Source organism: Thermoclostridium stercorarium subsp. stercorarium DSM 8532 (genome assembly GCF_000331995.1).
In the GTDB taxonomy this organism is placed as follows: domain Bacteria; phylum Bacillota; class Clostridia; order DSM-8532; family DSM-8532; genus Thermoclostridium; species Thermoclostridium stercorarium.
This window is the reverse complement of the sequence record NC_020134.1, coordinates 713,731-728,253: the sequence shown is the minus strand read 5'-3', so window position 1 is coordinate 728,253 and position 14,523 is coordinate 713,731. Positions and strand designations below refer to the sequence as shown.

13 protein-coding genes are annotated in these 14,523 nt (G+C 41.4%); 3 read left to right on the top strand and 10 right to left on the bottom strand.

From position 1 onward, the window contains the following. Window positions 1-41: 41 nt before the first annotated feature. A complete protein-coding gene (locus CST_RS03215) occupies window positions 42-836 on the bottom strand; it encodes a phosphodiester glycosidase family protein (protein ID WP_015358394.1) in 795 nt (264 codons plus the stop codon). Between the two features lie 465 nt (window positions 837-1,301). Here CST_RS03215 and CST_RS03210 point away from each other — a divergent pair, with 465 nt between their 5' ends. After that, on the top strand, window positions 1,302-1,844 hold the full coding sequence (locus CST_RS03210; protein WP_015358393.1) for a sigma-70 family RNA polymerase sigma factor: 543 nt from the start codon (window positions 1,302-1,304) through the stop codon (window positions 1,842-1,844). 14 nt (window positions 1,845-1,858) lie between these two features. Continuing rightward, a complete protein-coding gene (locus tag CST_RS03205) occupies window positions 1,859-2,275 on the top strand; it encodes a phage holin family protein (RefSeq protein WP_015358392.1) in 417 nt (138 codons plus the stop codon). Between the two features lie 236 nt (window positions 2,276-2,511). On the opposite strand, the gene CST_RS03200 is transcribed toward CST_RS03205, so the two are convergent. From CST_RS03200 to CST_RS03165, 8 genes are all read right to left on the bottom strand, one after another. Further along, complete coding sequence (locus tag CST_RS03200) at window positions 2,512-2,838, bottom strand: hypothetical protein (protein WP_015358390.1); 327 nt, start codon at window positions 2,836-2,838, stop codon at window positions 2,512-2,514. Next, complete coding sequence (locus tag CST_RS13490) at window positions 2,823-2,975, bottom strand: hypothetical protein (protein WP_157882687.1); 153 nt, start codon at window positions 2,973-2,975, stop codon at window positions 2,823-2,825. The genes CST_RS03200 and CST_RS13490 overlap by 16 nt, the downstream gene beginning before the upstream one ends. Further along, the gene (locus CST_RS03195) at window positions 2,969-3,277 is read right to left on the bottom strand and encodes a WG repeat-containing protein (RefSeq protein ID WP_015358388.1); all 309 of its coding nucleotides are present in this window, start codon (window positions 3,275-3,277) and stop codon (window positions 2,969-2,971) included. The genes CST_RS13490 and CST_RS03195 overlap by 7 nt, the downstream gene beginning before the upstream one ends. A gap of 56 nt (window positions 3,278-3,333) precedes the next feature. Beyond that, window positions 3,334-6,015, bottom strand: a complete 2,682-nt coding sequence (locus tag CST_RS03190) for a cation-translocating P-type ATPase (protein ID WP_015358387.1) — start codon at window positions 6,013-6,015, stop codon at window positions 3,334-3,336. Between the two features lie 173 nt (window positions 6,016-6,188). Then, window positions 6,189-6,944 (bottom strand): exodeoxyribonuclease III, encoded by a 756-nt coding sequence (locus CST_RS03180; protein ID WP_015358386.1) that lies wholly within the window; start codon window positions 6,942-6,944, stop codon window positions 6,189-6,191. Between the two features lie 408 nt (window positions 6,945-7,352). Then, window positions 7,353-7,673, bottom strand: coding sequence for a hypothetical protein (locus CST_RS03175; RefSeq protein WP_015358385.1), 321 nt, complete (start codon window positions 7,671-7,673; stop codon window positions 7,353-7,355). 201 nt (window positions 7,674-7,874) lie between these two features. After that, complete coding sequence (gene nifJ / locus CST_RS03170; RefSeq protein ID WP_015358384.1) at window positions 7,875-11,408, bottom strand: pyruvate:ferredoxin (flavodoxin) oxidoreductase; 3,534 nt, start codon at window positions 11,406-11,408, stop codon at window positions 7,875-7,877. A 215-nt stretch (window positions 11,409-11,623) separates the two neighbouring features. After that, window positions 11,624-12,376, bottom strand: a complete 753-nt coding sequence (locus tag CST_RS03165) for an RDD family protein (protein ID WP_015358383.1) — start codon at window positions 12,374-12,376, stop codon at window positions 11,624-11,626. A gap of 156 nt (window positions 12,377-12,532) precedes the next feature. Here CST_RS03165 and CST_RS03160 point away from each other — a divergent pair, with 156 nt between their 5' ends. Then, window positions 12,533-13,486, top strand: coding sequence for a stage II sporulation protein M (locus tag CST_RS03160; protein WP_015358382.1), 954 nt, complete (start codon window positions 12,533-12,535; stop codon window positions 13,484-13,486). 3 nt (window positions 13,487-13,489) lie between these two features. Here CST_RS03160 and CST_RS03155 read toward each other — a convergent pair whose 3' ends face one another. After that, window positions 13,490-14,356 carry a hypothetical protein gene (locus CST_RS03155; protein ID WP_242823585.1) on the bottom strand — a complete coding sequence of 289 codons (867 nt, stop codon included), beginning with the start codon at window positions 14,354-14,356 and terminating at the stop codon, window positions 13,490-13,492. Window positions 14,357-14,523: the final 167 nt, after the last annotated feature.

Sequence of the window (14,523 nt, the reverse complement as noted above, 5' to 3'; positions counted from 1 at the left end):
CCAATTTAATTATTGAAGCGATACCCGACGTATGTAAGAGATTACATCGGAACACACAGCATACAGTAGCTTGCCCTGCCGAATCCCTGATAACAATCTTTCCCGTTTTCTTTATAGGATATTTGAGTTGAACCGCCGCCGTCCAGGTTCAAACCCATAGTACAGCCGAATTTGTCTTTCATAATGGTTCTTACATCCCATAAATTACATCCGTATCCTGCTCCGTCCTTCGTTATATCATCCCCGTCAAATATTGTACACAAGATGATTTTCTTACCGCCTTTGTATCCTATTGCCGTTCTTGGACGATCCGCTTTGTTATCAACATCCCACTCTTTATCATTTGATAATCTTGAGTAATAATCAGCCGCTTTTGAGAAATTTTCGCTTAAATGCAGACTAATTCCTCCTACTGCCCATTTGACATCGCTCATTTGCACTGTATAACCTTTGTGCGTAACAGGGAATTGGTTTTTATTGTCATCAGTCTGCATAGCATTATTTGATACAAATAGGAAAGTTTTATCAGGCAACTCTTTCTTCAAATACACCATAAACCCATTACCGCCGCTGTTCCATGAGCCTCGCTCATTTGGACCTATGGGAGCACCGTTATTTATTGCATAACCATACAAATTACCTTTGTCTGGCTCTACCATTTGAAAGAACACTCCGTTAACACCATATAGCTGATTTCCTTTTTCATCTTTAGCCGTACGTAAACTATTCTCGCCAATATTTCGTATAGTGAGTTCGTCTATCCCCGCTTCCAACCACATTAACCTGACCTTTTTGCCATTCACGGTGTACAATTCAGAGCCAAAAGTGGCTGCCATAAAAATCATCCTCCTGAAACCTTGATTAGTTTTGAATAAATCCCGGGATTTATTTTCACTTATAAAGGAAACTAAAAGGAAATAAATGTAAACATAGTATCGATTAAATGCAACGGGGTAAGCAGTAAGAAAATCAAGAATAAGCTTTAAACGCCATATAAAAAATCAGAACAAAAAAGTATTTCCCAAAATAAAAATCTTATTCTCCTTAAGATATAGCTTTTTCATAAATTCAAATAATTACTTCCAAACATGTTATCTAAATAAATTTTCCTTGTTTTTGTATATGAAACTATAAATTTTATGTCACTTTGAAGAATCTGAAACAGGCAGGGGTTGGTTTATGTTATCATCCATTTCTTATAAGGGTGCGTAAGCAAATAAAGAAAAAATAATTTTCTTTTTTCACAATGTTTACAAATACTTCCATCCCATCTCTTTACCATTTGAAAGGTGGGATGGATTATGACCATTGACATTATTGCAAAATTGCAAAATGGAAATGGTAACGCTGCTATTGTGCTTATCAACAAATTCAATCCATTGCTGAAAAAATATGCGTATAAGCTAAATTATGAAGACGCATATAATGATCTCCTTGCAGATTTAATTTCGTTACTTAATAACCTTCAAATCAGCAACATTAAAAATCAGCGGGAAGAAAGCATAGTTTCTTACATCCGGACTTCAATTCACAGTTTTTACGTCAAAAGACTAATACAAATCAAGCGGCTGCGTAACATCTCATTATATTCACAGCTGAATGACAAAGAGCGGTATTACATCGAATCTCTTCCATCCACCACCGACGTTTATTCCGACTGTGAGCTGCATTACATCAAGAAAATCCTAACAAAGCAGGAATTTAAAATAATTTACATGATCTATTTCTTAGGCTATACCGTAACCGAAATAGCAAAATCCCAGAACGTTTCAAGACAGGCAGTCAACCAGATGAAAAACAGAGTCCTTAAAAAATTGCGCAAAGCTTATTTGGACAAGCTTTAGGAGGATGATAATATATGGGTTCGGTATTAGAAAAGTCAAAAGTACTTTTCGCACTTTTGGGTTGCGTTTTAGGGTGGCTCATGGGAGAGCCTGACTCACTTATATATTCTTTAATTGCCCTGGTTGTATTGGACTATGTCACCGGGGTCCTGCTCGCCGTTCGCAATAAGAAAGTATCAAGCGAAATAGGCTTCAGGGGTATTTGCAAAAAAATTACGATATTTATTTTGGTCGCCGTGGGAAATGTAATCGACAAATATTTAATAGGCACAGGCCACTCACTTAGAACCATGATAATCGCATTCTATTTATCCAATGAGGGTATCAGTATTATGGAAAACGCAGGAAGGATGGGACTTCCAATCCCCAAAATACTGAAAGAATCGTTATTAAAATTGCATAATAACCCTTCTGACAATCCAAAAATATAAACCGGCTTCCGCATCCTCAAACTCTACGTAAGAAACAAACAAGCAGCCGGTTTTCGGCTGCTCTTTTCTTTACTTTAACTTCCGTACCTTCATTTTTTGTTGGCCTGGTAAAATACAGCATAAAAATTATATTGCAACTCTCTTTACATAGGCAAGCAATATGATGATACTGCTGTTGCCGATAACGGCAAACCTGCCAAAATACGTACGTGTAAGGAATATCAGATTATTCCGCTTCACTCAATCACAATATTGCCGTTAACAACATAATACCTGCATGCGCCGCTGATATATTTGACCTGCACCAGTCCACTGACAAAATCAAATCCTGCATACCTTTCAATCGGTATTTGTGCCTTTATTTGCCCGTCGGTTGCAATCACTGAAAGCGTATTCTTATCGGACTTAAATACATAATGACCGATACCGTCATCTATAATTTTACCGTCAAAATACGGCGGAAATTCATAAAGCAGTTTGCCGTTTTCGCCGAATAACCGGTAAGGACTGTTTTCATCCTTTCTTGCAAGTATCTGCTTGAAATCGGTTAGACGAATGTCCATGTACTCAACTGGAAATATCTGTATAAATACGGGATCACTATCCTGCCGTTTCTGTCGCAGTATCCCGAAAGGTGATCATAACCGTCGCGTATTCCTATAAGTCCATCCGACATGTGATATATATAAAACTTCAGCATTGCAAATATTTCCCCGTCAGGCAGGCTGAGCCAGCTGTCCCTGAAGCATAACAGGTTGCCTGCAAAATATAGTATGTGTCCCCCATATCCATAAAAAAACCCCGGTAATAGTCGTTATTTTTTGCAACATGCTCTTCTTCACGGTTTATCACAAAATATGAAAGCGGATCCTCGGGCTTTGAAACAATCCCGTAATTGCCGTTCCATTCACTTGCATATGCGTATTTCGGTCCAATTACAAAATTTCCCTTGTTGTCCACATATCCCCACAGATATGCGCCGTTTTCCTGTTTCGCCGACATCGGATAAAGAAAAGGCTGAACATCGGCACCGTTATTTATTGTATTATAAAGGCCCGCTACGCTTCATCTTTTTTGCTTCTGAAAAACGAGCTTATAACCGGCGGCAAAAGGCATAACCCTGCAACATAAAGCCAATATTCGGGAAGCAGCGGAACCGTTTTGAAAACGTTCTGCAATGCGGGAACATAAACAACACATGCCAATACGCTCAGTGACGTAAATACAGCCCCTACAAGCCACAAATTACTCAGAAGGTTTATTTCAAAAATATTCTTTTTTTCAGATTTGCATTCAAAAACGTGAATAAGCTGGCTCAGCACAAGTGTCACCAAGGCTGCCGTTCTTGCGGCTTCAAGGCTGAGCGACTGTCTGAACACAAGAATGAATGACAGCAGTGTGACAACTCCGATGAATATTCCCCTTGTAATTATCAGCTGCCATAATCCGCCTGAGAATATATGCTCGTTCGGATCCCTTGGCTTTTGTTTCATAATATCAGGATCACCTGTTTCCATACTCAGCGCTATGGCGGGCAAACCGTCAGTCACAAGATTCACCAACAGTATCTGGGCGGGAAGCAACGGCACAGGCAATCCCATAAGCATTCCGAGAAACATCGTCAATACTTCTCCGATATTGCATGATAATAAATACCTGATAAATTTGCGTATATTGTTGTAAATATTGCGTCCTTCTTCCACTGCAGCAACAATTGTTGAAAAATTATCATCCATAAGTATCATTGAAGCCGCCTGCCGGGTAACATCGGTACCCGTCAGCCCCATTGCCACACCAATATCGGCTTCCTTTACCGCCGGCGCATCGTTTACGCCATCCCCTGTCATTGCAACAATGTATCCTTCTTCCTTATATGCCTTAACCAGTCTGAGCTTATGCTTTGGCAGAACACGGGCAAAAACCGCCGTATCCTTCAGCCTTTCCTTAAGTTCCCTATCGCTTAAACTTTCAATCTCATTGCCCGTCAGAACATTCTCGTTCCCGTCAATGATTTTCAGTTCTTTTGCGACCGCTTTTGCAGTTTCTTTATGGTCTCCTGTTATCATCACGGGTTTAATTCCGGCAATCTTACATTTTTCAACGGCATCGTAAACCTCTTTTCTCGGCGGATCCATCATACCCGCAAGCCCAAGAAATGTAAGCTGCTGTTCGAAATCCGAAGGCAGGCTTTTGCCTTTTTCTATTATTCTGTACGCCATAGCAATTACTCTAAGGGCATTCTGAGCCATATAAGTGTTTTCCTGTTCAATCCTTTTAATATCATAATCCAAAATTTTACGTTCATTGTTCGCCACCATTATGGAAGTGCATCTTTGAAGTATCACCTCAGGAGCTCCTTTTGCAAAGATAATTCTGTCACCGGAAGGCGTGGAACACATAACTGACATCATTTTCCTTTCGGAATCAAACGGTATTTCCCTGAGCCTTTTATATTCTTCAGCAATTTTTTCCGGATCGTATCCCGCCTCAACCGCCATCCGGACAAGCGCGACCTCCGTGGGATCCCCAAGGAACACATATTCTTCCGAGATTTTTTCCTCATCTTCAACTTTTCGTATATTCACATTGCCGCATAAGATCCCCGTCAGAGCCATCAGATTCAAAGCAGGCATTTTTACCGGATCAACCGGTTTGCCCTGAAAAAGTATTCTGTTTTTATTTTCTTCATTGTCATCCCTTGTTACCTGATACCTGGTTCTTCCGCAATATATTGAAACCACGCGCATTTTGTTTTCCGTAAGAGTGCCGGTCTTATCCGAGCAAATAACTGTTGCACAGCCAAGGGTCTCAACTGCGGGAAGCTTTCTGACCAAAGCGTTTCTTTTTGCCATCCGCTGAACTCCGAGAGCCAACGCAATGGTCACCACGGCGGGAAGTCCTTCAGGTACCGCAGCCACCGCAAGGCTTATCCCCGCCAGAAGCATTGAAAATACATTTTCACCCCTTATAATTCCCGTTAATGATACAATCGCACAAATGACAAGGCAGGCTATCACAATATAGGTTCCCAACGTCTCAAGTCTTTTCTGAAGCGGGGTATCCTGCTGTTCAGCTTCCTGTATCATATGGGCTATTTTGCCCATTTCGGTCTCCATGCCGGTTTTTGTGACCACTGCACGCCCTGTGCCTGCGGTAACCAGGCATCCCATATATACATGATTCTTCGGGAAAGTGGCATCAGTGTCGGTTTCGTTATGAATCACCTGTTTTCTTACAGGCATTGATTCTCCGGTGAGCATGGATTCATCCACCTGAAGTTCATTGGCCATAATCAGTACACCGTCCGCAGGTATCCTGTCGCCGGCTTCAATGACTGTCAAATCGCCCGGTACAACTTCTTCGGCAGGTATTTCCCTCATTTCATTATCCCTTATAACCTTTGCCTTTGGCGCAGCAAGTTTTTCAATGGCTTCCATTATCTTTTCGGTATGCATTTCCTGATAAAACCCGAGAAGAGCGTTTATAAACACTATGGCAAGAATGGTAATTGCTTCGGTAATATCACCTATGATCATTGAAATGGCAGTGGCGGCAAGCAGAACCAGAACCATAAAATCGGTAAACTGGGATATAAATAACAGTAACCAGGATTTTTTCTTTTTGGTTGCAAGTTTGTTTTTCCCGTATACTTCCATTCTTCTTCTGGCTTCAGCCGAAGATAAACCCTGGTCTTTTTTCTTTTTTTCAACATTGTTTGGCAAAAGCCTTATGGCCTGCATATCAATGCCTCCCGCTGTATTTTTTTAAGTTTGGTCTAAATAATTCTATGCGGGACTTTTCTTTATTAGTACAAGCATATTCAATTTTGTTTGAGAAATAAAAAAGGCCTGTAATCTGATAGGCCTTTGGAATTACGAAATTTTTTATTTTCATCCGAATTTGAACAAACAAATCAAATGTCAATTTCAAGAAACACCGGGCAGTGATCGGAACCGTATATCTCGGAATACATGCCTGCGTCACGAATTTTATCCCTTATTCTGTCGGACACAAGGAAATAATCTATACGCCAGCCGATATTCTTTTCACGCGCATTGAACATATACGACCACCATGTATATGCATCGGTTTTGTCGGGATACAGATATCTGAAACTGTCGGTAAATCCGCTTTGAATAAGCATTGTCATTTTTTCGCGCTCTTCATCGGTAAATCCTGCATTCCTTCTGTTGGCTTCGGGATTCTTTATATCAATTTCCCTATGGGCTACATTTAAATCCCCGCATATAATTACCGGCTTTGTGGTATCAAGCCTTTTAAGGTATTCCCTGAAATCATCCTCCCATTTCATCCTGTAATCCAGTCTTGTCAGACCGCGCTGGGAATTTGGGGTATATACCGTTACAAGATAGAATTTATCATATTCGGCAGTCAAAACCCTGCCTTCGTTATCATGTTCATTCATGCCAATGCCGTCAACAACCGACAAAGGCTTTTCCCGCGTGAAAAGCGCAGTTCCTGAATACCCTTTCCTTATCGCGTAATTCCAGTACTGATAGTAACCTTCAAGATCAAGCTGTACCTGCCCCTGCTGTACTTTGGTTTCCTGAATACAGAATATATCTGCACTCACACTGTTGAAGAAATCCATAAAACCTTTAGCAAGGCAGGCTCTTATTCCGTTGACGTTCCATGATACAAGTTTCATTCCATTACCCCCGTTGCGATAAATTAACCATCCCGTGCCGCCTGTATCCTAAAGCTTGTCCCAATTCCCGACCTCATCCGATATATCGCTGACACTCTGTTATCTTTTATTACATTGATACCATACCGCATAAAAAATATCAATAACCGGGCAGGTGAAACCCGCCCGGTTCAAAGATTTTTCAGTTCGGCAATGAAAAAATACGTCTGCAAAACAAAAGCCTGTATGACATTTGTGGAAAAACATTATGGCACAGATATATAACAAACGCAATCTAAAGAATGGGATATGCGAAAAATATTGTTTCCGCTTTTTTGCCGTAAATACCTGTTATTTATTTAAATCAAATCATTCCTGTTAATTAATCAATTTCTTTATATATAATATAAAAGGGTAGCAGCCTACCCTTCATTTTTCGTTATACTCGCCCACATATTTATAAGGCGAACCGGATACAAACTTGTAAAGTTTTCCGTTCCGTGCCTTAAACACTTCAGCGGTAACTCTTTCCAGTTCAATTGTGTTTCCGTTTTCATCCACTATCGTGTATCTATTGTCTCCTGAATACTGTATGTCGTAATCCTTTCCTTCCTCCAATACAGGAGCAGGGTAGGCCGAGCCTGTGAAATTCCTTATCAATGCTATTACACATATTCCAACAACAATTACTATAGCCAGTATTATGATAACATCAACCGTATTACCTGATTTGCCTTTTCCTACTTTCATGATACCAGAACCCGTTCCTTTCCGTTATTAATACATACTTCTCCAAATAAAAATGTTGCTCCTGCCGTCAGATTTTTATGCAATTATAATACCAGATAAAATAAACAAAGTAAAGTATTGGCTGAAACAGAAACTTGGTTCCAGCCAATACCTTAGTTTTCAGAAAAGACCCATGCGCATTCGTGTCAGGGGTTTTCGCAATTACTGTTCTGCCATTTTCTTGTAGGTTTCGTATCTTTCAATTGCGTCTTGTTTAGCCTTAGCATACAGCTCTTCGGCTATTTCAGGGAATGTATTCTTCAATGAGGTGAAGCGGACTTCGCCGTCAAGGAATTCCTGGAAATCAGCAGTGGGTTCTTTGGAATCCAGAATGAACGGATTCTTACCTTCTTTCTTAAGTTCAGGGTTATAACGCCACAGATGCCAGTAACCTGCTTCCACTGCCTGTTTTGCTCTTGCCTGTGTGCGGCCCATTCCCTGACGTATGCCATGGTTGATACAAGGCGCGTATGCAATTATCAGTGAAGGACCGTTGTATTTTTCAGCTTCTATTATAGCTTTCAGGAACTGATTCTTGTCAGCGCCCATTGCAACCTGAGCAACATAGACGTATCCATAAGTTGTTGCTATCATACCAAGGTCCTTCTTCTTAACCCTCTTACCTGATGCAGCAAACTTGGCAACGGCTGCGGTAGGTGTTGCCTTTGAAGACTGACCGCCGGTGTTTGAATATACTTCGGTATCGAATACCAGTACATTCACGTCCTCGCCGGAAGCCAGAACATGATCCAGTCCGCCGTAACCAATATCGTATGCCCAACCGTCACCGCCGACAATCCAGATAGACTTCTTAACGAGATAATCCTTCTTGTCGAGGATATCGTCAATAAGCTTCTTGGCTTCAGGATTGCTTACAGGATTGTTTTCAATCGCTGCAAGTACCTCCTTGGAAGCTTTCTTCGATGCTTCGCCGTCGTCTTTTACTGCAATCCAGTTGTTCATTGCTTCTTTCAGCGCTGCGGGGATATCCATTTCCAGTAAAGCCTTCATATCGTTTTCAATCGAACTGCGGATCTGTTTTACACCCAACGCCATTCCATAGCCATATTCAGCATTGTCTTCAAACAGGGAGTTTGCCCAAGCAGGACCTTTACCTTCCTTGTTCGTGGTATAAACCGTTGCAGGAGCCGAACCACCCCAGATTGAAGAACAACCTGTTGCATTCGCAATCATCATTCTGTCGCCGAACAACTGGGTTATAACCTTAATATAAGGTGTTTCACCGCAACCTGCGCAAGCACCGGAGAACTCAATCAGCGGCTGAGCGAACTGGCTGCCTTTAAGAGTTGTCAACGGCATCAGATTATCTTTAATGGTAACGTGTTTCGATACATAATCCCAGTTTTCAACCTGGTTAAGCTGTGTTTCAAGCGGCTTCATCACAAGTGCCTTTTCCTTTGCAGGACATATATCGGCACAGTTACCGCAACCTGTACAGTCAAGAACACTTACCTGGATTCTGTAGTGCAGGCCTTTGAGCTGAGCTCCTACTGCAGGCTTGGTTTCGAGGGTTGCAGGCGCTTTGCTCTTTTCGTCATCATTCAGCAGGAACGGACGGATAGCTGCATGAGGACATACAAATGAGCACTGGTTGCACTGGATGCAGTTTTCAATCTGCCATTCCGGAACGTTAACCGCAATTCCGCGTTTTTCATATGCAGAGGTTCCGGGCGGGAACGTACCGTCTTCTGCTCCGACGAATGCACTTACAGGCAGTTTGTCTCCCTGCATTGAGTTCATCGGAATCATTATCTTCTTAATGAATTCAGGTACGTCCTTATCCTCGTGCTTTTCCTCATCCTTAGCATACTTCCAGCTTTCAGGAACATTAACCTTCTTCAGCGCCTCTATACCCCTGTCCACTGCCATATAGTTCATCTGAACAACCTTTTCGCCTTTTCTGCCGTAGGACTTGACAATAGACTCCTTCAGGTATTTGACGGCATCCTCAATAGGAATGACATTGGCGAGCTTAAAGAATGCGGCCTGCATTATCATGTTGATACGGTTTCCAAGACCGATTTCCTGTGCTATATCAGTAGCGTCTATGATATAGAAGTTAATATCGTTATTGGCAATCTTGCGCTTTAAGTCGGCAGGCAGCTTCTCATCAAGTTCGTCCTCTTTCCACTGGCAGTTCAGAACGAAAGTTCCGCCTTTCTTCAGTCCGTCGATCAGATCATATTTGTCAACATAGGACTGATTGTGGCATGCGATGTAGTCAGCTTCTTCGATTAAGTATGTAGAACGGATTTTGTTCTTACCGAAACGAAGATGCGATATTGTAACACCGCCTGATTTCTTTGAGTCATATGAGAAATAACCCTGAGCATACAAATCGGTATTGTCACCGATAATCTTAATAGCGCTCTTATTTGCACCAACGGTACCATCCGAGCCAAGGCCCCAGAACTTGCAGCGAACGGTGCCTTCGGGTTCTGTAACAATCTTCTCCTTCACTTCAAGAGAAAGATATGTTACATCATCGTTAATACCGATGGTAAAGCGGTCTTTCGGGTTATCTTCCTTTAAGTTGTCGAATACGGCTTTAATCATGGAAGGTGTTGTATCCTTTGAACCCAAGCCGTAGCGTCCGCCGACAATTAAAGGTCTGTCTTCACGGTTATAGAACAGATTCTTAACATCAAGATACAGAGGCTCTCCTTCAGCACCGGGTTCTTTTGTTCTGTCAAGAACGGCAATTCGCTTAACCGTTTTCGGAAGAACTTCAAAGAAGTATTTGCTGCTGAACGGACGGTACAGATGTACCTTTATGACACCAACTTTTTCACCGCGGGCCATTAAGTAGTCAACAACTTCCTCAATGGTCTCGGTGACAGAACCCATAGCAACAATAATGCGATCTGCATCGGGTGCACCGTAATAATTAAACGGCTTATATTCTCTCCCCGTAAGTTTGGATATTTCATTCATATAATTTGCAACTATATCGGGAACGGCATCATAGAATCTGTTCGAAGCTTCTCTTGCCTGGAAGAATATATCCGGATTCTGCGCAGTTCCACGGGTAACAGGATGTTCAGGATTTAAAGCACGTTTTCTGAACTCGCGTACTGCATCCCAGTCAAGCAGTTTTGCAAAATCTTCATAGTCAATAACTTCAATTTTCTGAATCTCATGAGAAGTTCTGAAACCGTCAAAGAAATGCAGGAACGGAACTCTTGACTTAATGGCGCTTAAATGTGCAACCCCGCCAAGATCCATAACTTCCTGAACACTACCCGATGCAAGCAGTGCAAACCCTGTCTGCCTTGTAGCCATAACGTCGGAATGATCACCGAATATGGACAGAGCATGGGAAGCAACTGCACGTGCAGAGACGTGGAAAACCCCAGGCAACAGTTCACCTGCTATTTTGTACATGTTAGGGATCATCAGCAGTAATCCCTGCGATGCGGTAAACGTAGTTGTTAAAGCGCCCGCCTGCAGTGAACCGTGAACGGCACCTGCTGCACCTGCTTCGGATTGCATTTCGGTTATTCTAACCGGTTGTCCGAAGATATTTTTCTTTCCATTGGCGGCCCATTCATCAGTGTATTCCGCCATTGGGGAAGATGGGGTAATCGGATAGATAGCAGCAACATCGGTAAACGCATACGCCACATATGCCGCCGCCTGATTACCGTCCATCGTACTCATCTTTTTCTTGGACATCAATCTCCCTCCTTAAGAAATAGGTGAAAATCTTAATTGCAAAGGATTTCAGAAATAATCCACCCTAATCGAGTTTTAGTTGCTGTGCGATTTCCAAAGTATCATTTATGTACTTTGTATACACAACACCTTATATTATACACAATTAAATAATTAAAGAAAAGGTTTTACGACATAATTTTTGTTAAATTATACACAATCTTTGATTATATTTATTATGTCTGAGGAATGCCGATTAAGTCAAGAAGATATCTGAGATAAATTTTCGCATTGTATTTTTCGGGCAGATTCGGCAAAACCCCCAATTTGCCGTAAAAATGCCGATATAACCGGTACTCAAGTATTGCCGAATCAAGAGGGTTTTTCATATCCCTTATACGCTCGGCATATTCCATCAGCAAAGCCTCTTCCCGGTGGCTTATTGAAACGCTCGACTGTCCGGGTTCATTCCTTCTGATACTTAAAAAACCGATATTTCTTTTATTTTCTTTGATAACAACGGTATTCGCCGCCAAATCGCCGACTCTCATATACCTTTTGTTCAGGAATACTGAAAGAATCCCTACTCCATAAATTCCCGGCAGCATGTCCCCGATTCTCAGCAGATTCCTTATAACAACGGCTGTAAAAGTAACAGGTTCGCCGTTTGCCATTATCACTTTAAGCCCCACTATTCTTTTTCCGGGAGTTGCGCCTTTCATGAAAAATTCAAACAGCAGAAAATATCCGAACTGAACAATGAACATTAACAGTATGGCGATTACAACATACAAAGTGTTTTCTCCTGAACGTATCAGGAAAAAACTCCCGTTGTCCAATGCAGGTAATATCATCAATGCAATCATCAGAAGCAAAAAATTCTGAATTAAGGTGTCTATAATAACGGCCACACCACGGGATCCTATACCTGCAAGTTCATACTCAAGAGTTACGTTTTCCGGCGTTTTAACGTGATATACATTTCTCATCTTTTCTTACTCCTAACATGATACAGGTAATGGATTTTCACTCATTATTGTAACAGAAAATAGAATTTGGTAAAATAGTTTCGATAGAAGATTACCAATTTTTAATAAAATTAACCTAATAGCATAAAATAATAAAATTCATTCAGGTGTTTTTACATGAAAGAATCACTTTTTATCATAAATCATCAAAAAACATGGCAGGAGCTTGAAAATATACTGAAGGAATACAATTCGGGAAATAAAAAAACCGACGGTGATACGTTGCATCGCCTCTTTCACCTTTATCAGACAGTCTGCGGACATCTTTCCATTGCACGTACCCGATATGGCAATACCGGTACGGTGGACTATTTGAATAACCTTGTGTCAAGGGCTCATCAGGCCGTTTATACCTCCAGGCTGGGGAGTTTGCAGTCGGTTGCACATTTTCTTGCAAAAGGATTTCCGGCGCTAATAAAAAGAGAGTACCGGGCGTTCCTGCTGTCGGCAGGTGTATTTGTATTCGGTTTTCTTTTTAGTTTTCTGACCGTGCTGTATTGGGAAGACTATGCTCTGTCATTCATTCCTGCCGAATACGTAACTGCGGTCAGGAATCTTTCAGGTAACACCGGTAATTTCAACTTTGCAGTCGCTTCTGTGGCCATTTTCACCAATAACATAAGAGTTGGAATTATCGCCTTTGCATTGGGCATTACCTTTGGAGTCGGAACTGTTTACGTCCTTGCCAAAAACGGAATGATTCTCGGCGCTATGGCTGCCGTTTCCGCAAAAGCGGGAACAGGTTTTGTGTTCTGGTCGCTGATCCTTCCCCACGGCATACCTGAGCTGTTCTGTATTTTCGTTTGCGGTGCCGCGGGTCTTACCACAGCAAAGCATATGATTTTCCCCGGGCTTCATTCCCGCAGAAAATCATTTTCAGCAGGCGGAAAAAAATCCCTTATGATGTTTCTTGGGACCATTCCCATTTTTATACTTGCAGGGCTCACCGAGGGATATATCACGCCGCTGCCGGTAGAACCCGCATATAAGTATGCAGCAGCCCTTGTGTGGCTGATTGTTCTGACTGGTTACATCTTTTCAGGAAAGAAAAGTAAACTGAGTGCCAAATAACCGTCATTTGTATAATTTCAGCATGTTTTTGAATTCTTCAAGCTTATCTTTGCTCAGTGTATTCAGTGGCTGCCGCATCCCTGAAATAACTATGCTGTCATGAACGCCCTTTTCCATAATTTCCACGAGCTTTTCAAGCCTTTCGCCGTAATCCGGATAAGTGGCGCTGTAAATATATAATTTTCCAATACCTTTAAACATTTTTTCAAAAGTTATACGCGCCTTTTTTTCTATTTCTGTAACATGTTTTTTCATAGTAAACGGACATACGATAATAAACACTCTGTAGTCGTAATTGACTATCCTGTCCGTTTCCCGCATCTGAAGCAAAAGATTGTCATAAAACTCCTGCACAAGCCCGATATGTATTCCTGAAACCCTGCCCATGACAAAAGAAACAGGGTAATTGCCCCTTGACGCCCTTTTTATTTCATTTTCCATATCGCTGTTCGTGCTCAAATCAGACAAGATATTTTCCCTTATTTTCTCCAGGCATTCATCACCAGTCACCGGAATTTTCGTTGTGAATGCTGAAATCCGTTCGGGCAGGTAATTTCTAAGAAGCTCTCTTTTTGCCGGAACCGGAACAACATCATTTACTTCGGCTTCTTTTGCACCTTCTATATATTCCTTTGATATCTCAGGAATAATAGCCATAACCGGCATATTTTCAAAATACTCTTTCTGCCTGATCTTTTTTATCATGTCATATTGTTTTCTGAAAGTATCCTGATTAATCTGAATGATGTAATAAAGTATCGATTCCTTGAATATGTCCAGCTTCAGGAACAAATCGATTTCCTCCGCCGCTTCCAATATTTCAAAACCTTTTTCGTGCAAATATTTAAGAATAACACTTTTTATGAACATATCACCGACAGTAATCAAAACCTTACCGGCCATTTTAACCACTCGCTTTTACATTATTTTCTTTATATATTAAATATCGGATAATTCCAGAGACTGTTTTAACCTCCAGACATAGCCTAATTTTGCCGAAAACCGGGTATATTCCATTTCCCGTTGCTTTCATCTGT